Source organism: Streptomyces sp. P9-2B-2 (assembly GCF_030406865.1).
GTDB classification, from domain to species: Bacteria; Actinomycetota; Actinomycetes; order Streptomycetales; family Streptomycetaceae; genus Streptomyces; species Streptomyces platensis.
The window spans coordinates 7242243-7263582 of record NZ_CP129126.1; the positions used below are offsets into that span (position 1 = coordinate 7242243).

Annotated in this window: 19 protein-coding genes and 1 pseudogene; 10 read left to right on the plus strand and 10 right to left on the minus strand. The window is 71.8% G+C overall.

The genetic code is table 11. The features are described 5' to 3' along the window. Nucleotides 1-9 precede the first annotated feature (9 nt). From QT196_RS31805 to QT196_RS31820, 4 genes are all read right to left on the minus strand, one after another. Entirely contained in the window at nucleotides 10-930 is a 921-nt protein-coding gene (locus QT196_RS31805) for a MurR/RpiR family transcriptional regulator (protein WP_290356173.1), read from the minus strand. A 142-nt stretch (nucleotides 931-1072) separates the two neighbouring features. Further along, the gene (gene aceB / locus QT196_RS31810) at nucleotides 1073-2701 is read right to left on the minus strand and encodes a malate synthase A (RefSeq protein WP_290356174.1); all 1629 of its coding nucleotides are present in this window, start codon (nucleotides 2699-2701) and stop codon (nucleotides 1073-1075) included. 278 nt (nucleotides 2702-2979) lie between these two features. Further along, nucleotides 2980-3558, minus strand: coding sequence for a nucleotidyltransferase family protein (locus QT196_RS31815; protein ID WP_290356771.1), 579 nt, complete (start codon nucleotides 3556-3558; stop codon nucleotides 2980-2982). Nucleotides 3559-3716: 158 nt separating this feature from the next. Further along, nucleotides 3717-3941 (minus strand): hypothetical protein, encoded by a 225-nt coding sequence (locus QT196_RS31820; protein WP_168482193.1) that lies wholly within the window; start codon nucleotides 3939-3941, stop codon nucleotides 3717-3719. Between the two features lie 302 nt (nucleotides 3942-4243). Between QT196_RS31820 and QT196_RS31825 the strand changes: the two genes are divergently transcribed. Next, the gene (locus tag QT196_RS31825) at nucleotides 4244-6139 is read left to right on the plus strand and encodes a serine/threonine-protein kinase (protein ID WP_290356175.1); all 1896 of its coding nucleotides are present in this window, start codon (nucleotides 4244-4246) and stop codon (nucleotides 6137-6139) included. Nucleotides 6140-6482: 343 nt separating this feature from the next. Beyond that, nucleotides 6483-6773, plus strand: a complete 291-nt coding sequence (locus QT196_RS31830; RefSeq protein ID WP_168482194.1) for a DUF5955 family protein — start codon at nucleotides 6483-6485, stop codon at nucleotides 6771-6773. A gap of 142 nt (nucleotides 6774-6915) precedes the next feature. On the opposite strand, the gene QT196_RS31835 is transcribed toward QT196_RS31830, so the two are convergent. Then, nucleotides 6916-7716: an IclR family transcriptional regulator gene (locus QT196_RS31835; protein ID WP_168482195.1), complete on the minus strand. Its 801-nt coding sequence runs from the start codon at nucleotides 7714-7716 to the stop codon at nucleotides 6916-6918. A gap of 267 nt (nucleotides 7717-7983) precedes the next feature. On the opposite strand from QT196_RS31835, the gene QT196_RS31840 reads away from it, so the two are divergent. The 3 genes from QT196_RS31840 to allB all read left to right on the plus strand — a co-directional run bounded on the left by QT196_RS31840 (nucleotide 7984) and on the right by allB (nucleotide 11873). Beyond that, nucleotides 7984-8772, plus strand: coding sequence for an aspartate/glutamate racemase family protein (locus QT196_RS31840; RefSeq protein ID WP_290356176.1), 789 nt, complete (start codon nucleotides 7984-7986; stop codon nucleotides 8770-8772). 51 nt (nucleotides 8773-8823) lie between these two features. Beyond that, nucleotides 8824-10371, plus strand: a complete 1548-nt coding sequence (locus QT196_RS31845; protein ID WP_290356177.1) for an NCS1 family nucleobase:cation symporter-1 — start codon at nucleotides 8824-8826, stop codon at nucleotides 10369-10371. A gap of 158 nt (nucleotides 10372-10529) precedes the next feature. Then, on the plus strand, nucleotides 10530-11873 hold the full coding sequence (allB, locus tag QT196_RS31850; RefSeq protein WP_290356178.1) for an allantoinase AllB: 1344 nt from the start codon (nucleotides 10530-10532) through the stop codon (nucleotides 11871-11873). A gap of 96 nt (nucleotides 11874-11969) precedes the next feature. Here allB and QT196_RS31855 read toward each other — a convergent pair whose 3' ends face one another. From QT196_RS31855 to QT196_RS31870, 4 genes are all read right to left on the minus strand, one after another. Next, nucleotides 11970-12650 carry a transcriptional regulator gene (locus QT196_RS31855; protein WP_168482199.1) on the minus strand — a complete coding sequence of 227 codons (681 nt, stop codon included), beginning with the start codon at nucleotides 12648-12650 and terminating at the stop codon, nucleotides 11970-11972. 205 nt (nucleotides 12651-12855) lie between these two features. Further along, entirely contained in the window at nucleotides 12856-15543 is a 2688-nt protein-coding gene (locus QT196_RS31860) for a beta-N-acetylglucosaminidase domain-containing protein (RefSeq protein WP_290356179.1), read from the minus strand. Between the two features lie 159 nt (nucleotides 15544-15702). Then, nucleotides 15703-15894, minus strand: coding sequence for a DUF6126 family protein (locus QT196_RS31865; protein WP_290356180.1), 192 nt, complete (start codon nucleotides 15892-15894; stop codon nucleotides 15703-15705). Between the two features lie 34 nt (nucleotides 15895-15928). Then, entirely contained in the window at nucleotides 15929-16555 is a 627-nt protein-coding gene (locus QT196_RS31870; protein WP_168482202.1) for an XRE family transcriptional regulator, read from the minus strand. Nucleotides 16556-16895: 340 nt separating this feature from the next. On the opposite strand from QT196_RS31870, the gene QT196_RS31875 reads away from it, so the two are divergent. The 4 genes and pseudogenes from QT196_RS31875 to QT196_RS31890 form a co-directional block, all read left to right on the plus strand. Continuing rightward, nucleotides 16896-17345 carry a ribonuclease domain-containing protein gene (locus tag QT196_RS31875; RefSeq protein WP_168482203.1) on the plus strand — a complete coding sequence of 150 codons (450 nt, stop codon included), beginning with the start codon at nucleotides 16896-16898 and terminating at the stop codon, nucleotides 17343-17345. A 435-nt stretch (nucleotides 17346-17780) separates the two neighbouring features. Continuing rightward, the gene (gene eda, locus QT196_RS31880; protein ID WP_168482204.1) at nucleotides 17781-18440 is read left to right on the plus strand and encodes a bifunctional 4-hydroxy-2-oxoglutarate aldolase/2-dehydro-3-deoxy-phosphogluconate aldolase; all 660 of its coding nucleotides are present in this window, start codon (nucleotides 17781-17783) and stop codon (nucleotides 18438-18440) included. Nucleotides 18441-18739: 299 nt separating this feature from the next. Then, nucleotides 18740-19567, plus strand: a complete 828-nt coding sequence (locus tag QT196_RS31885; RefSeq protein WP_168482205.1) for a transporter substrate-binding domain-containing protein — start codon at nucleotides 18740-18742, stop codon at nucleotides 19565-19567. Between the two features lie 25 nt (nucleotides 19568-19592). Next, nucleotides 19593-19805, plus strand: a pseudogene (locus QT196_RS31890) (hotdog domain-containing protein); the annotation flags it as partial. A gap of 27 nt (nucleotides 19806-19832) precedes the next feature. On the opposite strand, the gene QT196_RS31895 reads toward QT196_RS31890, so the two are convergent. Further along, nucleotides 19833-20207 (minus strand): VOC family protein, encoded by a 375-nt coding sequence (locus tag QT196_RS31895; RefSeq protein ID WP_168482206.1) that lies wholly within the window; start codon nucleotides 20205-20207, stop codon nucleotides 19833-19835. A 257-nt stretch (nucleotides 20208-20464) separates the two neighbouring features. On the opposite strand from QT196_RS31895, the gene QT196_RS31900 reads away from it, so the two are divergent. Next, nucleotides 20465-21241, plus strand: a complete 777-nt coding sequence (locus QT196_RS31900) for a GntR family transcriptional regulator (RefSeq protein WP_168482207.1) — start codon at nucleotides 20465-20467, stop codon at nucleotides 21239-21241. Nucleotides 21242-21340: the final 99 nt, after the last annotated feature.

Genomic DNA, 21340 nt, shown 5'->3' on the forward strand with positions numbered 1-21340 from the left:
TCACCGCCCTCATTCCATGGTGCGGTCGCCCGACGCCTCCTCCGCGGCCCGCATCCGCTCCTCGGCCGCCGTCCCCAGGCGCACATGCACCGCGGCCACCAGCGTCTCCACCACCGCCACCGGCGCCACGATGCTGTCGAACGGACTGGGTGCCTCGACCCGCACCGGCAGCACCACATCGGCGAACTCGGCCGCGGGCGACAGCCACGGATCGGTGAACAGCACCACCCGCGCGCCGCGCTCATGCGCCAAACGGGCCAGCTCCACGGTGTCGCGCTGATAGCGCCGGAAGTCGAAGACCACACACACCTCCCGCCGCCCGAGATCCACCCGGAAGCCGCCGTCCTGGCCGGGGGCCGGTATGTGCACCTGGGTGCCCGGCCGCAGCAGCCGCAGATGCAGATCCAGGTACTCGGCCAGCAGCCGGGAGAACCGCCCGCCGAAGCTCACGATCCGCTTCGCCGGGTCGCAGATCAGCTCCACCGCCCGGTCGAACTCCTGCTCCGGCAGCGCGGCGAAGGTCTGGCCCAGCGCCCCCAGGCCGACCTCCTCCGCCGCCTCGATCAGCTCCGAGGTCGGCGAGCTCTCGCTGACCACCGGCCGCAGGGTCAGCGGCGAGGCACGGCGTGCCTGCACCTCGTCCCGCAGCGACTGCTGGAACTGCCGGTAGCCGTCGAAGTCGAGCCGGGCGACGAAGCGGACCACCGTCGGCGGGCTCACCCCCGCCCGCGCGGCCAGCCCGGACGTCGACTCCAGGCCCGCCGCGGGGTAGTGCGCCATCAGCGCCCGAGCGATCTTGAGTTCCGCGGGCGACAGGGAGCCCTGGACCCGCCGCAGCCGCTCGGCCACCGTCGTCCCCAACTCCTGGCCCGCGCCCGCGTCCCCGCGCGCGCCCGACGGCGCACCCTGATCTCCTGGCCGACGATCCATCCGACTGCCTCTCCACTTGGTGATCACATGACACCACACCGTGCCGGGGCACCCACAGTGCCGCGGGGTGGCGGCGAAAACACCGCTGTGCCGCGGTTCCGGAGGGGAACCGCGGCACAGCCGGGATGTACGCCGGGCCGGATCAGCCCAGCAGCTCGTACGCGGGCAGCGTCAGGAACTCCGCGTAGTCCGCGTCCAGCGCCACCTTCAGCAGCAGGTCATGGGCCTGCTGCCACTTGCCCGAGGCGAAGGCGTCCGCGCCGATCTCGGCGCGGATGGCGGCCAGTTGCTCCGTGGCGATCGTGCGCACCAGGTCCGCGGTGGCCTTCTCGCCGTTCTCGAAGACGACCCCGGCGTCGACCCACTGCCAGATCTGGGAGCGGGAGATCTCGGCGGTCGCGGCGTCCTCCATGAGGCCGAAGATGGCGACGGCACCCAGGCCGCGCAGCCAGGCCTCGATGTAACGGGTGCCGACCTGGACCGCGTCGATCAGGCCCTGGTAGGTGGGCTTGGCGTCGAGGGAGTCGATGGCGATGAGGTCGGCGGCCGAGACCGAGACGTCCTCGCGCAGCCGGTCCTTCTGGTTCGGCCGGTCGCCGAGCACCGCGTCGAAGGAGGCACGGGCGACCGGGACCAGGTCGGGGTGGGCGACCCAGGAGCCGTCGAAACCGTCGCCGGCCTCCCGGTCCTTGTCGTTCCTGACCTTGGTGAGGGCCTGCTCGTTGGCCTCCGGGTCGCGGCGGTTGGGGATGAAGGCCGCCATCCCGCCGATCGCGTGCGCCCCGCGCTTGTGGCAGGTGCGGACGAGGAGTTCGGTGTAGGCGCGCATGAACGGAGCGGTCATCGTGACCGCGTTGCGGTCCGGGAGGACGAACTTGGCGCCGCCGTCACGGAAGTTCTTGACGATGGAGAAGAGGTAGTCCCAGCGGCCGGCGTTCAGGCCCGAGGCGTGGTCGCGCAGCTCGTAGAGGATCTCCTCCATCTCGTAGGCGGCCGTGATGGTCTCGATCAGGACGGTGGCGCGCACTGTGCCCTGGGGGATGCCGACATAGTCCTGGGCGAAGACGAAGATCTCGTTCCATAGGCGGGCCTCCAGATACGACTCGGTCTTCGGCAGGTAGAAGTACGGGCCCTTGCCGAGGTCGAGGAGGCGCCGGGCGTTGTGGAAGAAGTACAGCCCGAAGTCCACCAGGGCGCCGGGCACCGGCCGCCCCTCGAACTGAAGGTGACGCTCGTCCAGGTGCCAGCCGCGCGGCCGCATCACGACGGTGGCGAGCTGCTCGGCGGGCTTGAGGGCGTACGACTTGCCGGACGCGGCATCGGTGAAGTCGATCCGGCGCTCGTAGGCGTCGATCAGGTTGAGCTGCCCGGAGACGACGTTCTCCCAGGTCGGCGCCGAGGCGTCCTCGAAGTCGGCGAGCCAGACCCTGGCGCCCGAGTTGAGCGCGTTGATGGTCATCTTCCGGTCGGTGGGGCCGGTGATCTCCACCCGGCGGTCATTGAGCGCCGCGGGCGCCTCGGCGACCTTCCAGCTGTCGTCGGCGCGGACGGCCGCGGTCTCCGGGAGGAAGTCCAGCGCGCTGGTCCGGGCGATCTCGGCGCGGCGCTCGGCACGGCGGGCCAGCAGCTCGTCGCGGCGCGGGGTGAACCGGCGGTGAAGCTCGGCGACGAAGGTGAGCGCGGCGTCGGTGAGGACCTCTCCCTGGCGTTCGGGGGTGTGCGCGGGGTCGACTTCGGCGATGGCCAGCGGGGACGGCGCTGGTGCGGACATGAGCTGTCACTCCATTCAGCGGCGGTGCCCGGCGGCCGCCGGAACGCCGGGCGGCACGGGGTGCCGCGGGCTCCCGGGTACGGTCGCGGGCGCCGACTGGGGTTCAGGGCGCTTCTGACCAGTGGAGACTAGTTTCCTTATCGCGGAACTTCAATGGTTTGTTGATGTCGAGATTCTCCGGCTCGACAGAAGTGGTGATCGAATGGCTCTCGGTGCCACACCGGTCACTCTCCATTACTCCCACCCCCGGCCCGCCGAGTGCCCGCCGGTGCCCGTTCTCACTCCAGACGGTGAAGATCCTCCGGCGTGTCGATGTCGTACGGCTCCGCGATATCGGAGCACTCGACGAGGGTGAGGACGTCCGCATGCCGCTGGAGGTAGGCCCGCGCACCGCGATCGCCCTCCGCGGTCGCCGCGATGTCCGCCCAGCGGTCGGCGCCGAAGAGCACCGGGTGCCCCCGCCGGCCGCCGTACGCCGCGGAGACGAGCGAGCCGCGCCCGCGGTACGCCGCCACCACCCGCGCCACCGCCGCGGCGCCGATGCCCGGCTGATCCACCAGGGACACCACCACCGCATCCGCCCCCGACTCCGCCAGAGCGGCCAGTCCCGCCCGCAGCGAAGTGCCCATCCCCCGGGTCCAGTCCGGGTTCTCCGAGAGGCCGTACGCCGCCAGCTCGGCCCGTTCACGCACGGAAGCGGCGGCCGCCCCCAGCACGATGTGTACCGGGTGGCAGCCGCCGTCCCGCAGGGCCCGTGCGGCGTGCTCGACCAGCGGCCGTCCCCGGTGCTCGAGCAGTGCCTTGGGCTGTCCCCCCAGTCGCCGCCCGCCGCCCGCGGCGAGCAGCAGACCGGCCACCCTCCCCTCGGGCCGCCCGGCGCTCCGCGTCCCCTCAGGGGCGTCCGGCCGGGCGTGGTGCGGCAGTTCTCGCGGGTCTTCCGGTGTCGTCGGTGCCATGGGGACTGCTTACCTCATGGCACCCCGCTGCGCGGCCCGTTGGGGCGCGGCCGACCGGGTCAGGCCGCGTCACCGGCGGCCCGTGGCCGGGGAATGTGCGGTCGGAGCCGGTCCCGCAGGTGGTGCGTCTGTTCCTCCGCCCGCCGGCGTTCGGTGACATAGCGGTCTATGTGCTCCATCGTGATTTCCGAGGCGTCCGACAGGCCGTACGCGCGGCAGATGAGTTGGACGACGCTGACCCGGCGGGGGTTCGAGCCGGTGCCGGGGCCGGAGTGGGACTCCATGGCAATCTCCGATCCAGTGATATGCCGGATATTTCCTTGAAAGGGAGAATGCTCCATCGTGCCGCGCCATACGCATCGGATCCTGCGTGCCCACACCAAAGGGGGTTTGGGGGAACGTATGTGCCGACGCGTCATCAGGCCATTTTTGGGCACCGCGAGCCAGGGCCGATTCCGGGCCATTGCCGGGTCGCCTCGGACGCCAAAACCCGTCGCGAAAGCGGCTCTTCGGACAAGGCGGCCGTTCGCCGACCGGCGATGTGAGCGTGCGGCGCCTGGCCGGATAAGGTTCTGCCCCGTTGCGGATGTTGTGGTCGTCATGCCGACGTGGCGGGCCTTTTTCTGACCGGGGGACAGTAGTAGTGGTGAACAGTTCAGGCGTGTCCGGAATCTTTCAGCCGCTGGAAGGCGACGATCCACGGGCGATCGCGGGCTATCGCCTCACCGCGAGGCTCGGCTCCGGCGGTATGGGCAAGGTCTATCTCTCCTACACGCCCGGCGGGCGGCCGGTCGCCATCAAGGTGATCCGCCCCGAGTTCAGCGAGGACGCGGAGTTCCGCCGCCGCTTCAAGCAGGAGGTGCAGTCCGCGCAGCGCGTCCAGGGCCTGTACACCGCGCCCGTCATCGACAGCGACGCCGAAGGCCCCAGCCCCTGGCTCGCCACCGCCTACGTCCCCGGCCCCTCGCTCGCCGCGGCGGTCGCCGAACACGGCAAGCTGCCCGTGCCGACCGTGCTGCTGCTGGTCGCCGGGATCGCCGAGGCGCTTCAGGTCATCCACGGCGCGGGCATCGTGCACCGCGATCTGAAGCCGTCCAATGTGCTGCTGGCCGCCGACGGCCCGCGCGTCATCGACTTCGGTATCGCCCGCGCCGCCGACGCCACGTCCCTGACGAGCAGCGGCGTCACCGTCGGCACCCCCACCTTCATGGCGCCCGAGCAGGCCGCGGGCAGCACCATCAGCCCCGCCACCGATGTCTTCGCGCTCGGCCAGGTCGCCGCCTACGCGGCCATCGGGACCCCCGCGTTCGGCGAGGGCACCTCGCACGGCGTGCTCTACCGCATCGTCCACGAAGAGCCGGACCTGACCGGACTCCCGGATGAGCTGCGGGAGTTGGTGACCCGCTGCCTGTCCAAGGACGCGTCGGACCGGCCGTCCGTCGCCGAGGTGATCGAGCTGTGCGGCGCCGCCTCCGGGCAGACGCAGCTGCGCCGCCCCGAGGAATGGCTGCCCACCGCCGTCGCCGCCGACATCACCACACGCGCCGCCGCGCCCGCGCCCGCACAGACCCCGCCGCCCCCGCTGGAGGCGCCGACCGCGGGCGCCCCGGCCCAGCCGCCGGTTCCGCCGCAGCCGCCGACCCAGCCCGCGGCGCCGGTCGCGCCGGTGCCGACCGCGCTGAACCACCCGCAGACCCCGCCGCCCGGGTTCGGCCCGGCGTCCTACGCGCCGACCGCCGCCGGAGCCGGTGCGCCGACGGCCACGGGCCCGACGGCCACCGGGCCCACGGCCAACGGCCCGGCGATGACCGGCCCGACCGCCCCCGTGCCCGCCGCGCAGCCGCCGAAGAAGAAGCGCAAGGGGCTGATCGCGGCCCTGGTGGTGGTCTGTCTGCTGGCCTTCGCGGGCGCCGGCGGCGCCGCCGTCTACACCGTCATGAAGAACGACGGTCAGAAGAAGGACAACCAGGCCGCCGACGACAGCAAGACGGCGAACAAGGGCGCCTCGCCGACACCCGCCGCGGATCCGACCGCGAGCCCCGGTGACGGCGACGACGACGCCCCGGCGCAGGACCCGACCCCGGTCGACTACAAGACCATCAACCTGCCCGACGACTACCACATTTCGCTGGCCGACGAGCCGGTCCATCCGACCAACTCGGACAACGACACGGACATCGACTTCTCGTACACGGACAACCCGTACACGGACGACGAGGTCGACACCGAGACCGGCAAGCTGGTGCTGCTCAACGCCGGCCAGGAGGGCACGCTCGCCACCTGCCGCAACGAGACCCGGTTCACCGACAGCATCCTGACCAAGCAGCTCTCCAAGGGCGCCCAGATGTGCCTCACCACCAAGTACGGCCATGTCGCCCTGATCACCTTCAAGGGCTACGCCCCGAAGTCCGACCCCAGCAGCTACATGACCATCGACGTCCGGGTATGGCGCAACGCGGTGGAGCCGGAGCAGGACTCCTGAGGGGGTAGGACGGCGGGCGGCGGGGTGTCTCTTCCCCACCGCCTCCCCACCTCCTCCCCCGCCCCATCAGGGGTGGGCACCCTCGTCACTACACCCGCCCACCCCCCGAAGGGGGGTGGGCGGCGGGGAAAAAATACGGCCCCGTCACGCCAAGGCTGCCCAAGCCCAGGCCAATCCCCCCTCAGCCCCCCGCCACACCCACCCGATTCACCCAGTGATCCGGTTTTTTCGCTCTCCGTATGGCGCGATCAGCGCAGAGTGGCGTTAACTGTCCGGCATTGCGGAACGGGCAACGGCTTTGGAGGACGCCGTCGTTGTGGAACAGCTTCAGAAGGACCGACGAGTGACCGGGGTCGAGGGCGACCCACGGGTTCAGGAACTGCGCGGGGCAGTGGCCCGGCTGCGCCGCCAACTGGCCGTACTTCCAGGGGAGTTACCGGATCGGGTGGCCGCCGACGACGAGCTGGCCGCCTTGGACGCGATGGTGAGTCACGGGATGCCCGAGGTACCCCGGCTGCGCCGTTCGCTCCTGCTGATCGCCGGGGCCGTCGGTTCCGTGAGTGCGCTGTCGCCCGCGCTGGCAGAGGTGCGCGAGGGCATTGACCGCTTCGGGCAGCTGCCGCGCGCCCGATGACCGCCACCGCGCGGCCCGGACCGGAGTCCGGCACGCCGGCGCGCCGCACGGGCTCGCGGACGGGGAGTGCGCGCCGCGGCAGTCGTGCGCGGACCGGCGCCGTACGCCGCCTGCCGGCCCGCGGGGGATGTGCCGGGTCCCGCTACGCCGGCGACTGATTCGCGAGCGCCACCGACAGCTGCGCCGCGACGTCCTGAAGCACCGGCACGATCTTGTCCGTCGACGCCTCGGTCACGCGGCCGGTCGGGCCGGAGATGGAGATCGCCGCCGAGGTGGGGGAGTTGGGCACCGGCACCGCCAGGCAGCGGACGCCGATCTCCTGCTCGTTGTCGTCGACCGCGTAGCCGAGGCGGCGGACGTCGGCGAGCGCTTCCAGGAAGCGGTCCGGGTCGGTGATCGTCTTGTCGGTCGCGGCAGGCATGCCCGTACGGGCGAGCAGCGCGCGGACCTCCTCCGCGGGGTGGTGGGCCAGCAGGGCCTTGCCGACGCCGGTGGAGTGCGGCAGCACCCGGCGGCCGACCTCGGTGAACATCCGTACCGCGTGCCGGGACGGGACCTGGGCGACATAGACGATCTCGTCGCCGTCGAGCAGCGCCATATTGGCGGTCTCGCCGGTCTCTTCGACCAGGCGGGCCAGGAAGGGCCGGGCCCAGGTGCCCAGCAGCCGTGAGGAGCTCTCGCCGAGCCGGATCAGCCGGGGGCCCAGCGCGTAGCGGCGGTTGGGCTGCTGGCGGACGTAGCCGCAGGCGACGAGCGTGCGCATCAGGCGGTGGATGGTGGGGAGCGGCAGCCCGCTGCTGGTGGAGAGCTCGCTCAGGCCTACCTCGCCGCCGGCGTCGGCCATCCGCTCCAGCAGGTCGAAGGCGCGCTCGAGGGACTGGACGCCGCCGCTGGCGCCTGGCTTGGCTTCGGCGGCGGAGGGGCTGGCGCTGGACGACGGCACGGAGCGTTCCTTTCGGGCGGGTCAGACCGGTCTCGGCTGGGGCGTGCGGGCGCCGGGCCCGACCGGAGAAGCCTACCGGTCCCCTTACGTTGACACAGGGACTCTCGCACACCCGTTCCCGCCGGTCAGGCCCGCTTTGTCCCGTGGAGGTCGCCGGCGGGCACAGACCTAGCCCCGATCCCTTGACGGTGCCAGTGACCGTAGCTACGTTCTGCTGCGCGAAACATACTGTCCATTCTGTGGAATCCTCCAAATCGCTGGAGTGTCATGCGCATTCTCGTCATGAACCCGAACATCACGGCTTCCATGACCGCTTCGATCCGCGCCACCGCCACCACAGCCGCCGCCCCGGGCACCGAGATCATCGCCACCGAACCCCTCTGGGGGCCGGAGTCCATCGAGGGCCACTTCGAGGGCTATCTCAGCGCCGCGGCCGTCCTGGACCGGCTCGCCACCCTCGACCTGTCCTTCGACGCGCTGGTCATGGCCGGTTTCGGCGAGCCGGGCCGGGAGGGTGCCCAGGAGCTGCTGGACGTACCCGTCCTGGACATCACCGAGAGCGCCGCCCAGATGGCGATGATGCTCGGCCACGCCTACGGCATCGTCACCACCCTCGACCGTGCCGTACCGCAGATCCGGGACCGGCTGCTGACCGCGGGGCTGCTCCAGCGCTGCGCCGCGGTCCGGGGCACCGGGCTCGGCGTCCTGGAGCTGGAGGAGGACGCGGAGCGCACCGTCGAGGTGATCATCGAGACCGCCCGGGAGGCCGTCCGGGACGGCGCCGAGGTGATCTGTCTGGGCTGCGGCGGGATGGCCGGGCTCCAGGAGAAGGTCGCCGCGGCGCTGGGTGTGCCGGTGGTGGACGGTGTCGCCGCGGCGGTGAAGTTCGCGGAGGCGGTTGTCGGCCTCGGGCTGACCACCAGTACGGGACGGAGTTTCGCGCCGCCCCGACCGAAAGCCATCGGCTCCTGGCCGCTGAGCGCCCATCTGTCGACGGGGCGCGCTCAGGGCTCCTCGCGGCACACCGCATTTTCGGCACAGACGTCAGGCATCTGACAAATAATTCCCGTAGTTCCCGAGCTCCACCCAATCTGCCTGGGAGGACACGTGACCACCACCCCGAAGCCCCCACCGCCGGACCCGCGCCTCTTCAACGAGGACCTCGCGCCGGCCCCCGAGCGCAAATGGGGCACGTACAGCATCTTCGCGCTGTGGATGTCCGACACCCACGCGATCAGCAATTACGCCTTCGCCGCCAGCCTGTTCGTGCTGGGTCTGCCGGCCTGGGAGGTGTTCATCGCGCTGCTGGCCGGTATCTCGATCGTCTACTGGCTGATGAACCGCATGGGCCACGCCGGACACCGGACGGGCGTTCCCTATCCGGTGCTCGCCCGGGCGAGCTGGGGTGTCTACGGCGCCAACATCCCCGCGCTGCTGCGCGCGATCATGGCTGTGGCCTGGTACGGCATCCAGACCTGGCTGGCCTCGACCGCCGTGGTCCTGCTGACCCTTCAGCTCGCGCCGGGCCTGGAGGTCTATCACCACAACTCCGTGCTGGGGCTGTCCACCCTGGGCTGGATCGCGTTCATGGTGATGTGGGGGCTGCAGGCCGTGCTGCTGACCCGCGGGATGGAGTTCATCCGCAAGGTGCAGGACTTCGCGACCGGCCCGGTGGTCTGGCTCGTGGTGCTCGCGCTCGCCGTGTATCTCGTCGTCAAGGCCGGCGGGGACATCTCGCTGACCCACAGTCTCACCGGGCTCAGCGGCTCCGCGCAGCTCGAACAGAGCCTCATCGCGGTCAGTCTGACCGTGGCCACCTTCCTGACCCTGGTCCTCAACTACGCGGACTTCGCCCGCTTCACGCCCGACCACCGCTCCTACCGGCGCGGCAATCTGATCGGGCTGCCGGTGAACTTCACCGCCTTCGCGGTGGTCGCCGTGCTGGTCACCGCGGGCACCATCTCGGTCTTCGGGGAGGCGATCTACGACCCGGTGAAGGTGATCCAGAAGATCGACAACCCGGTGGTCACCGTCATCGGCGCGCTGGCCTTCATCGTCGCCACCATCGGCATCAATGTCGTCGCCAACTTCGTCTCGCCCGCCTACGACTTCGCCAATCTCGCGCCGAAGTATCTGAACTTCCGGCGCGGCGGCATGATCACCGCGGTGCTGGCCGTCGTCGTCATGCCCTGGAAGCTGTATTCCTCGGCGCTGGTGATCCAGTACTTCCTGGGGGCGCTGGGCGCCTTCCTCGGCCCGCTGGTGGCGATCCTGCTCGTCGACTACTACCTGCTGCGCCGGGGCCGGATCGATGTCGACGCACTGTTCTCGGCCGATGCCCGAGGGGCGTACTACTACCGGCGCGGCTACAACCCGCGGGCCGTGCTCGCCTTCCTGCCGGCCGCCGCGGTCTCCGCCGCGCTCGCCCTGGTCCCGGCCTTCGAGGTGGTCGCGCCGTTCTCCTGGGTCTTCGGAATGGGGCTCGCCGGCGGGCTCTACGCCCTGCTCCCGGGCCGCGACCGGTCTGCCGTGAGCGCCGGTCCGATCCCGGAGGAGATCATCCCGTCGCAGGTCAGCGCCGCTGTGGTGGGGGAGCCGGTGGCGTCGGAGGGGGCTGGGGCGGTCGTCGTGCCGGTACCGGCCGAAGGGTCTTGACGGGCCGGGGTCCGGAGTGAAGACTCGTTCAACAGATTGTTGAATGGGTGGGGCGTCCGAGCGTGCAGAGCACGCTCCGGAGGGCACGGCCACCCCGGCGGCCGTGCACCCCACCCGCCCGCACGCCACGATGAGAACAGCTACGAGGAGGGGACCGGGTGTCCGAAACAGAGCTGGTGCTGCGCTCCCGGCGCGTCGTCACCCCAGAGGGCACGCGCGCCGCGTCCGTCGTCGTCAAGGACGGCAGGATCGCCGCGGTGCTGCCGTACGACGACCGGGCTCCGGCCGGGGCGCGGGTCGAGGACTTCGGTGACGACGTCCTGCTGCCCGGCCTCGTCGACACCCACGTCCACGTCAACGACCCCGGCCGCACCGAGTGGGAGGGCTTCTGGACCGCCACCCGCGCGGCCGCGGCCGGCGGGATCACCACCCTCGTGGACATGCCGCTCAACAGCCTCCCGCCCACCACCACGGCCGCCCACCTCGACACCAAGCGCGCGGTCGCCCGCAGCAAGGCGCATATCGACGTCGGCTTCTGGGGCGGCGCGATCCCCGGCAACGTCAAGGATCTGCGTCCGCTGCACGACGCCGGGGTCTTCGGCTTCAAATGCTTTCTCTCGCCCTCCGGCGTGGACGAGTTCCCCGAGGTCGACCAGCGGCAACTGGCCGCCGCCCTCGGCGAGATCGCGGGCTTCGACGGCCTGCTGATCGTGCACGCCGAGGACCCCGGCCACCTGGACGAGGCCCCCGAACCGCACGGCCCCAAGTACGCCGACTTCCTCGCCTCCCGCCCGCGGATCTCCGAGAACGACGCCATCGCCGGGCTGATCGTGCTCGCCCAGCGGCTCGACGCACGGGTCCATGTCCTGCATCTGTCCTCCAGCGACGCGCTGCCGCTGATCGCCGCCGCCAAGCGCGAGGGCGTCCGGATCACCGTCGAGTCGTGCCCGCACTTCCTGACCCTGACCGCCGAGGAAATCCCGGACGGCGCCACGGAGTTCAAGTGCTGCCCGCCGATCCGCGAGGCCGCCAACCAGGACGCCCTGTGGGAGGGCCTGGCCGACGGCACCATCGACTGCATCGTCTCCGACCACTCGCCGTCCACCGCCGACCTCAAGACCGCCGATTTCGGCGCGGCCTGGGGCGGCATCTCCTCCCTCCAGCTCGGCCTGCCCGCCATCTGGACGGAGGCCCGCGAGCGCGGCCACACCCTCGACGACGTGGTGCGCTGGATGGCCACCGCACCGGCGGCGCTGGTCGGCCTCGACCGGAAGGGCGCCATCGAGCCCGGCCGGGACGCGGACTTCACCGTCCTCGACCCCGAGGAGACCTTCACCGTCGACCCGCAGGCACTCCAGCACCGCAACAAGATCACCGCCTACGCGGGGAAGACCCTGTACGGCGTCGTACGGTCCACCTGGCTGCGCGGCCGCCGGATCAACGACGGCAGCACCCTCGCCGAACCCACCGGCGAGCTGCTCGAACGGCCGCACCGCCCATGACCGCGGACGGTATGCGGCGGCTGGTCGCGCGGCATGACGAGCTGAGTGGCTGACGGAGCCGGGTACCGGGCCCTGGCGCGCCGGCGCCCGGCCGGTTCAGTCGGCGACGGAGTGCCAGAACATGAGCTCGTATGCCTGGAGGAGGCGGCCGTAGCGATGCGCCGTGGCCGGCTGCGCCTGGCCGGTGTCGAGGCCGTGCTGGACCGCCTCGCGCGCCTTCTCCTCGACGGCCGGGGCCGGCTCGGCGAAGAGGGCGAAGAAGCCACGGGCAGCCTCGGGGAAGCCGTAGCGGTCCCGCATCGCCGCCGCCACGGTCGCGCAATAGCCGCCCCAGGCGGCGAAGTTGGCGGTCAGGGCGATCGCCACATCGGCCGGTTCGCCGCCCAGCGCGAGCCGTGCCGCGTAGGACGGATAGGCCTGGCAGCCGGGCCGTGGCTGGTAGTCCGCGATCTGCCGCTCGGTCAGCTCACAGGCGTCCGCCAGCCCGGCCAGCTGCCTCAGCGCCCGCGCCTCGCCCCGGGCGAGCAGATCGAAGAAGTCGGCGACGGGCGGGTCACCGTCCGCCCGCCGCGCCAGATGCTGGAAGCTGAGCCGGTCGGCGGCGATCACCTGGTGCTGTTCGAGGGCGAAGGTGGCGAACACGGAGCGCGGCGCCGCACCCGCCTCGATCTGCGAGACCAGCCGGTTGGCGGCGGAGTCCGGGGCGAGCGCGCGGACCGCGTCGTCCAGCACGACGGCCGCGGTCGGACGAGGGGCATCGGGAGCGGTTCGGGCCATGAGTCGGTCTCCTCCGGGGCGAGGGCGGTGGCCAGCACCTCAGATTAGGGCGCGGGGCCGCCGCCGCGGGGGAGATGACGCGACGCCGACGGGCGAACCGCCGTCGCCGCGAAAAGGGAACGCGGCACACCGCCGGGCGTGCCGCGTCCCCCCTGCACCGGGCGCTACGGGACGCACCACGCGGCCCGTCCCCATCGGCCGCCCCTCAGCGCACCACCACCTCATTGACCTCGGGCGCCGCGGTCCCGTCCCGCCACACCAGCCGGACACCCTCGACCGCGCCGTCACCGGCCGGAAGCCGCGTATAGGCGCCGGACAGTGTGCCGAGCGCGCGCCAGGCGCCGCCCGTACGGACCTCGACCCCCGCCGCCCCGGACGGCGCGCCCTGCGGCCGCAGTACGACCACGGACCGCGCCGCGCGGGGCGCTTCGGGCGTGAACTCCAGGGCCTCGCCGGGCTGCGCCGCCCGTGCCGCGCGATAGACGGTCGCCGGATCGCCGTCCGCCGCCGACCGCAGCGCACTGCCCTCCGCCGCGGGCGGGCCACCGGCCACCGTGCCCGCGTCGGCCCCGGCCGCCGCGAACTCCCGCACCACCAGCCAGTTGTCCTGCGCCTGGGTGGCCCGGGCGCGCACGTACCGGGCCCGGACACCGGCCGGCGGCTCGACGCGCACCTCGGCCTTCCCGTCGAACGCGGCCAGCCGCTGCCAGCTCTTCCCGTCCGACGAGTACTCCAGGACACCGTGCCGCAGATAGTCGTCCGGGCTGCCGCTCTTGCCCATCGCCAGGGTGATGGTCCCCAACGGACGCTCGGCGTGCAGATCCAGCGCCACGAAGGAACCGGCCTTGGGCCCCGCGCCGCTCCAGAAGTACGTGGCGTCATCGCCGTCGGTCATACGGGAGACCGCGTTGTCCTGGTAGACGGAGAGATCCGTCGAGCCCTCGGGGCGGCCGGTGACGCCCAGCGCCCGGTCGTGCGCGGCCACCGCGCCCTCGACGAAGGTGTCCAGCACCCCGTCCGCCACCAGCACCGGAATCCGCTTCCCGGTCATGTCCACATACACGAACGACCTGGCGGTCCGCACCAACTCCGGTATCTGCTGCCGTAGTTGCCAGGCCCGCGCGCCGTCGCCCGCCTTGGTCGCCTCGATCAGCCGCAGCGCCGTACGGGCCGCGACGCCCCAGGCCCGGGTCGCGTCCAGCCACGGCGCACTGTCCTGCACGAAACCCCGGTCGGCGAGCCGGTCACGCAGCACCGCCGGTGCCTCCTGAAGATTCCGCAGCACCGCGTCGAGCCGCCGCGCCTCGCCGTCCTTCCCGAACTTCTCGATGGCGGCGGCCAGTTCGGGCGCCTGCCGCGGGTTCAGCGACGAGGCGTAATGGGCGTCCGCGAAGGCCCGCAGCGCTCGTGCCGTACGGGCGTCACCGCCGGCCAGCTCCTCGATCGCCCCGCCCCAGGACGTCCGGGCGTCATACGCCGAGTCGTTCCACGCGTAGTCCGCCACCGTGTACAGCGCGAGCTTGGACGCCGCGGGCTGGATCATCGGATTCGCGGTGATCCCCGCCAGCTGCTCCGGCAGCCCCTTCTCCCGGCCGTTGAACGGCCCGAGCAGCAGCCGGTTGGTCACATAGTCGTTGACCGGGTAGTTGTCCCAGGTCAGGATCGGGTGCCCGAAGACCTCCCGGGCCTGCCGGGCCTGGGCGACGGTCATCGTCGGCGCGATCACCCCCACCCCCGTCCACTCCACCAGCACATCCTTGTCCAGCTGCGTGGCCAGCGCCTTCTTGTACGGTGACGGCTTCACGTCGTAGTACTCGGTCGGCACCATCTGGAGCGGCTCGGCGCCCGGATGCCGGGCGATGAACTCCTGGTTGACGCGGTTGAGCAGATGCGCCTGCGCGGCACCGGCCGCCCCGCCGCCGGTCCCGAACCGGTCCTTGTCCGCCGCACAGTTCCAGTCCGTGTAACTGATGTCGTCCAACGGCACCGCGAAGGTCCGCACCCCGATGTCCCACAACGTCGCGAACTTGGCGGTCAGCGCCCGGAGATCCGCGTCGGAGCTGTAGCAGACGGACAGCCCCGGGGAGAGCGCATAGGTGAACTCCACATGCCGTGCCCGCGCCCGGTCCACCAGCTCCTTGAGCTGCGCCAACTGGTCCGCGGGGTACGGATCGCGCCACTTCTCCCGCAGATAGGCATCGTCCTTCGGCGAGTACACATACAGGTTCATCTTGTGCGCACCGTAGAAGTCCAGCTGGTCGAGGCGGGCCCGGTGCGACCACGGGGTGCCGTAGAACCCCTCGATGACGCCGCGCAGCGGGGTGGCCGGCCAGTCCCGTACGACGGTGCCCGGCACCCGGGCGCCCGACCGCTCCGCGTGCGGCAGCAGTTGCCGCAGCGACTGGGCCGCGTAGTAGGTCCCGGCGGCGTCCTTGCCGGCCAGCGCGATCCGCCCCGCACCGACGGCCAGCGCATACCCCTCGGCGGGCAGACCGGCGGCGTCCGGCGCGCCCAGCTCCGCCAGCGCCCGCGTCGCTCCCGGACCGTCCACATACACCGACAACTGCCCGCCACCCGGCGCACGTTCGGCCCGCCCCACCCGCTGCGCACCGGCGTCCTTCAGCGACTTCTCGACGACCGTCAGCGCCGCCGCGTCGGCGCGCGGCCCGGCGACGACGGTCACGGCCGGGGTGATGGCGACCTGGTCGGACCGGCTCCGGACGGACCGGGGCGTGGGCGAAATGGTCCGGGAGGCGGCGGCTCCGGGGCGGTCCCGGGCGCCGTCCCGCCCCGCCTTCGCTCCGGAGCCCGGCGGCCCCGCCATGCCCGTCAGGGGGATCAGGGCCAGGGCCATGGCCAGCGCGGTGGCCGCCGCGGTGCGCGTACGGTGCATCCTTCGGTCCTCCTCGGTGCGGCGAGGTTCAGGAACGGGAGTCGTGCGACCTCTTCGCGCCAGCAGGCTTCACCTGGCCACCCCACCGGGGCAATGGACTTTCGGACCGAAGTGATGGACGTTGCCACGCTCCGGGGAGCGCCCGCCCAGGGGCGCCCCCTACTGGTTGTTCGCGGCGATCACCACAAGGCTCATCATCGCCAGCAGCACATGCGTCGCGATGACGTAGATGAACACCCGCACATACAGCCCGCGCGGTGGCTTGTTCTCGACGTACTTCCGGTCGGGCACCGCCTCGGCGAGCGCTTCCGACGACGGGGGAGTGGCAGGAACGGTCTGATCGGGCACCACGGTGGATCCTTCCCTCAAAAACGGTGCCTGGGGCTCACAGCCCGCGGCGCCTGGTGTCATCGCCGAGGCACAGCTCGGCGGCCCCGCTCTGGAGGAGCGTGTGGACGAACAGCAGCTCCGCCCCGCCCGGCGAGGCGGCGGCGATCCGGTGCGGCGTCAGCGAGTCGAAGTGCGCCGCGTCCCCCGGCTCCAGCACATGCACGGCCGCGCCGAGCGTCAGCCGTAGCCGCCCGTTGAGGACGTACAGCCACTCCTCGCCCGGATGGACCCGCACCAGATCGCCCTGCGCCCGCTGCGGCACCAGCACCCGCAGCGCCTGCATCGCCCGCCCGGCACTGCCCGCGGTCCAGTACGTCCAGCCCCCGGCCTCCGACGGCTCCGCCCGCCCGGCCCGCACGATCGGGTCCCGCTCCGGAGCGGTCTCGCCGAGCAGGTCGGATACCGTGGTGCCATAGGTACGGGCCAGCGCCAGCAGCATCGGCAGCGAAGGCTGGCGCTGATTGGTCTCCAGCCGCGACAGATGCGCGGGCGAGAGCCCCACCAGCCGGGCCGCGGTCTCCAGCGTGAGACCACTGCGTTGCCGCAGGTCACGCAGGCGCGGCGCAACGGTGGACAGCTCATCCGGCGAAGCGCCGGCGGGCTCGTCGGGGAGCTCGGTCATATCCCCGGTATAGCGACCTTTCGCCTCACGGGCAAAAGATTTGCCTCAGAGGCAAGGTGGCGCGTGGCCTGCCACTGCGGCGGCTCCCGGCCTTGACTGGTCGACGTGCACGATCGTGGTGCGGCTGATCCGCGCCGACGGGAACGGTCCCCCCCCCGGCCCGCCCCTGACTCCGGCACCGGCTCCCTCCCGAGAGGCCCGAGGCAAGCCGTCCCGCGCAAGTGCAGTCCCTGATATGCGGAAATTTGCGGGAGTTGGTGGGGCGGGGTTGTGAACTCGCGGGAAACTTCCGCCTGTTGGGATTGACAGAGTCATGTCTACGCGCGTCATTCTGGAAGGCATGAGAATCCCCCCACGGATCACCAGGTTCGGCGCCGTAGGCGCCCTCGCTTCGGCCCTTCTCATTGGCGGGACCGCGGTCACCGCCACCCCCGCCGTCGCCACGACGCACGCGGCCACCTCGTACGCCACGACGGCGCACGTCGCGTCCGTGCACGTCCAGGACGTCGGCAAGGTCTGCTACTCCAAGCTGCCTTCGCAGGCCCACGAAACCCTCGATCTGATCGAGAAGGGCGGGCCCTACCCGTATCCGAAGGACGGCACGGTCTTCGACAACCGGGAGGGCATCCTGCCGTCCCAGAGCACCGGCTACTACCACGAGTTCACCGTCGTCACTCCGGGCTCGCCCGACCGCGGTGCGCGGCGCATCGTGGCCGGCGAGAAGAAGAGCGAGGACTACTACACCGCCGACCACTACAAGACGTTCGATCTCGTCGACCGCGGCTGCTGAAGCCGACGGACCGGCGGGCCGAGCGGCCGGCCGGCGCACGACAACAGGGCAACAGGACAACAGAAGACCAGGGGTGGCGGGCCGGCTGAGCCCGTGACCCGGAACCCGCGGCGGCCGGGGTGCACACGCACCCCGGCCGCCGTCGTGCTGTCCGCCCGTGCTGTGCGGCCCTGCTGCGCGCCTGTGCCGTGCGCCCCCTGCGACCTCCCTCTTCTCCCCATTCTCGGCAGAAGGGGCGCACGGGGCGCACCCCCGAGAGAGGATTGTCAGTGGCTCCCGGTAGCGTTTCGGTGAAAACGAGGAGCGGGCGGGCATCGGCGGAATAAGACCATGTGCGGTCAGCTGCTGCGGCACGCCCCGGAAAATGCCGTATCCGCTGTAGGTCAAGGCGTGGCGGCATGGAGCGTCGGAGACAAGGAAGGACGGCGAACTGCCGTGTATCGCTGGGAAATCACCCGGGCCGCACTGGCGCAGCGTGTTTTCGCCATCGTCCGTAGCCGGACCTATGACGAGGCCAGCGCCACCGCCGATACTCTGCTGTCCGCGGGCATCACCAGCCTGGAGATATCCCTCACCACCCCCTTCGCCCTGGAAGCGGTCACCACGCTCACCCGGGAGCTGGGCGACGACGCGGTCATCGGCGCCGGCACGGTCCTTGACGCGGTATCGGCCCGGATGGCGGTCGACGCGGGTGCCCGTTTCCTGGTCTCGCCGAGCCTGGACGCCGAGGTCATCCGTACCGCCCACCGCTATGGCATCCCGGTCTTCTCCGGGGTGTCGACGCCGTCCGAGATGGTCCGCGGGCTGGAACTCGGGGCGGACGCGCTCAAGCTGTTCCCCGCCTCGGGGTACGACCCGGCCTGGCTGACGGAGGTCCGTGCCGCGCTGCCGCAGGTGCCACTGCTGCCGACGGGCGGGGTGACGGTCGACAGCGCGCCGGAGTGGATCGCCGCGGGCGCCGTCGCCGTCGGCATGGGCGCGGCGCTCTCCGACGGCGACCGTGACACCGTTGCCAAGCGCGCCGCCGATCTCCTCACCCGCCTGGAGGAGGCCGCCCCGGACCGCCCGACGATCCGCGGCACCGCGGACTTCTGAGCGGCCCGGCGGCGACGCCGTGCGGTGCGGTAGGAGCCGCTGACGGTGCGTCGTCGGCGCGCTGCCTTCCCGGCCCCTGAGCGGACGGCCCCCCCCGGCCCCCGAGCGGACGGACCGGCGGCGCGCGTGCCGTACGAGGACTGACGGCGCGTCGGTGTGCCGCCGCCCCAGCCCCCTCGGGCCATCCACGGGCCATCCCACGGGCCGATCGGGGGGTTCACCCGCGCCCCGGCCTCTGCCACTCTGAGCGCTTCGATCATGCGACCGAGTCGCCGCGTACCGGAGTCACAGGAGCCCCCATGAAGCGCGCCGCCACGCTCTCCGCCCTCGCCTGTCTGCTCGCCGTCACCGCCGCCGCCCCGGCGGCCTCGGACAGCCCCGCCGCCGTACGAGGAGCCACCACCCCCGCCGCCGGGAAGACTTCGGCCCTCGATGCCGTCCCCCGGCGCGGAGTGCTGCGCGTCTGCACCACGGGCGACTACCGCCCCTTCACGTACCGCGACCCCGCGACCGGCAAATACAGCGGCGTGGACATCAAGATGGCCGGGGATCTGGCCAAGAGCCTCGACGCCACCCCGCGTTACGTGGCCACGACCTGGGCCCGGCTCGTCGGCGATCTGTCGGCCGGCCGTTGTGACATCGCCATGGGCGGGGTCTCGGTCACCCTCCCGCGCGCCCGCTCGGTGTACTTCAGCGAACCCACCCGCACCGACGGCAAGACGCCCCTCGTGCGCTGCACGGACCAGGACAAGTACCGGACGCTGGCGCAGATCGACCGCCCCGGCACGCGCGTCATCGTCAACCCGGGCGGCACCAACGAGGAGTTCGCCCGCGCCCATATCCACCGGGCCACTCTCACGGTCCATCCGGACAACACCACGATCTTCGACGAGATCATCGCGGGTCGCGCCGATGTGATGATGACGGACGCCGGTGAGACCCGCTACCAGGCCAAGATCCACCCCGAACTCTGCGCGCTCCACCCGGACAAGCCCTTCACCTTCTCCGAGAAGGCCTATGCCCTGCCCCGCGGCGACGACGAGTTCAAGGCGTATGTGGACCAGTGGGTTCACCTCGCCACGCATGACGGGACGTACCGGAAGTACGAGGACGCCTGGATGAAGTAGCGGGCCGGGGCGGCTGGTGCGTTACAACACCCTCACCTTCGCCGCGGCCACGGCCCTGGGCCCGGCCATCGTCACCGGCGGCTTCTCCATCCAGTACGTGCGCCCGGCGCTCGGCCGGACGCTGCGGGCCCGCGCCCAGGTCGTCCAGGCCGGCCGCCGGCAGGCCGTGTGCGTGGTGGCGCAGGGGACGGCGATGACGCTCAACGGGCCCGCGGGCGGCGGCGGTGCCGAGGCGTAGGGTGCGCCGGGCGTCGGTGGCGGCAGCTCAGTCGCTGCCGGTGTCGCCCGCCGACGGCCGGTGGCCGAGGACGTTGACGACCCGGCCGTTGGGGTCCTGGACGAAGAAGCGGCGGACGCCCCACTCCTCGTCCTGGAGCGGCCGGACGATCGGTGCGCCGGCGGCCAGGACGGCGGCGTAGGCCGCGTCCACGTCGTCGACCTCGATGCTCATGTCGGGGGTGACCGGGGCGGTCTTGTCGTGCGTCATGAAGATGAGCTGGGCGGTGGGGTTGGCGGGGGAGGCGAGGGTCATGACCCAGCCCAGGTTCATGACCTCCTCGAACCCCAGCAGGCCGTAGAACGTACGGCTTCCGTCCAGGTCGTCGGAGTGGATGTCGGGGACGACGCGGCGAATGGGCATGGGGCTCCTCCGGGACATGCGGCTGGTCGGGACGCGGGCGGGGCCGCCCGGCCCGTGGTGTGCGGTCACGGCTGTGCGCGGCCCAGTATTCCGGCGTAGGGGACGGTCTGTACGGGACGGCGTACGGCGCGACCGGACGCGCCGCGTCCCGGTTCCCGGCCGTGCGGGCCGGCGGGGAGACCGGCCGGGATCCGTCTTGTCCGGACAATGTGACCTCCGGACTTCCCGTCATCTGCCGGGGCGGATACGCTCGCGAGGTGGGGAAACGCGATACGGAACAAGCCCTGGGCGCCGACGGCCCCGTCCAGTTCAGCGTGGACCGGACCAGTCCGGTCCCGTTGTATTTCCAGCTGTCCCAGCAGCTGGAGGCCGCGATCGAGCACGGGAAGCTGGCGCCCGGCAGTCTGCTCGGCAATGAGATCGAGCTGGCCGGCCGGCTCGGCCTGTCCCGGCCGACGGTGCGGCAGGCGATCCAGTCGCTGGTCGACAAGGGCCTGCTGGTGCGCCGCCGCGGTATCGGCACCCAGGTCGTCCACAGCCAGGTCAAGCGCCCCCTGGAGCTGAGCAGCCTCTACGACGACCTGGAGGCGGCCGGGCAGAAGCCGGCCACCCGGGTGCTGCTCAACACCACCACCGAGGCCGATGCCGAGGTCGCCGCCGCGCTGGGGATCGCCGAGGGGGCGGAGGTCGCGCTGGTCGAGCGGCTGCGGCTGGCTCATGGCGAGCCCGTGGCGCATCTGCGCAACCACCTCCCCGCCGGGCTGATCGAGCTGAGGACCGCCGAGCTGGAGGAGACGGGTCTGTACCGCCTGATGCGGTCGGCCGGGATCACCCTGCACAGCGCCCGGCAGGCCGTCGGGGCCCGTGCCGCGACCGTGGAGGAGGGCGCACGGCTGGAGGAGCCCGAGGGTGCCCCGCTGCTCACGATGCAGCGGACGACCTTCGACGACACCGGGCGCGCGGTCGAATTCGGCTCGCACGTCTACCGCGCGTCCCGTTACGCCTTCGAGTTCCAGCTGCTGGTACGGCCCTGAGCGGAGCGGGCGCTGCCCACCGCCGGACCGGTCATTTCCGTCCGCCTGAGCACGGCCGGGCGCGCCGTATTGCCTGAAATGTTCCGTTCTGTAGGCCCC

Coding starts and splice junctions, on each gene's coding strand:
- QT196_RS31820 (WP_168482193.1), bottom strand. CDS start 3,941: ATGGAGTCCCACTCCGGCCCCGGCACCGGCTCGAACCCCCGCCGGGTC.
- QT196_RS31860 (WP_290356179.1), bottom strand. CDS start 15,543: ATGCACCGTACGCGCACCGCGGCGGCCACCGCGCTGGCCATGGCCCTG.
- QT196_RS31825 (WP_290356175.1), top strand. CDS start 4,244: ATGTTGTGGTCGTCATGCCGACGTGGCGGGCCTTTTTCTGACCGGGGG.
- QT196_RS31840 (WP_290356176.1), top strand. CDS start 7,984: ATGCGCATTCTCGTCATGAACCCGAACATCACGGCTTCCATGACCGCT.
- aceB (WP_290356174.1), bottom strand. CDS start 2,701: ATGTCCGCACCAGCGCCGTCCCCGCTGGCCATCGCCGAAGTCGACCCC.
- QT196_RS31875 (WP_168482203.1), top strand. CDS start 16,896: ATGAGAATCCCCCCACGGATCACCAGGTTCGGCGCCGTAGGCGCCCTC.
- QT196_RS31895 (WP_168482206.1), bottom strand. CDS start 20,207: ATGCCCATTCGCCGCGTCGTCCCCGACATCCACTCCGACGACCTGGAC.
- QT196_RS31870 (WP_168482202.1), bottom strand. CDS start 16,555: ATGACCGAGCTCCCCGACGAGCCCGCCGGCGCTTCGCCGGATGAGCTG.
- QT196_RS31855 (WP_168482199.1), bottom strand. CDS start 12,650: ATGGCCCGAACCGCTCCCGATGCCCCTCGTCCGACCGCGGCCGTCGTG.
- QT196_RS31805 (WP_290356173.1), bottom strand. CDS start 930: ATGGATCGTCGGCCAGGAGATCAGGGTGCGCCGTCGGGCGCGCGCGGG.
- QT196_RS31885 (WP_168482205.1), top strand. CDS start 18,740: ATGAAGCGCGCCGCCACGCTCTCCGCCCTCGCCTGTCTGCTCGCCGTC.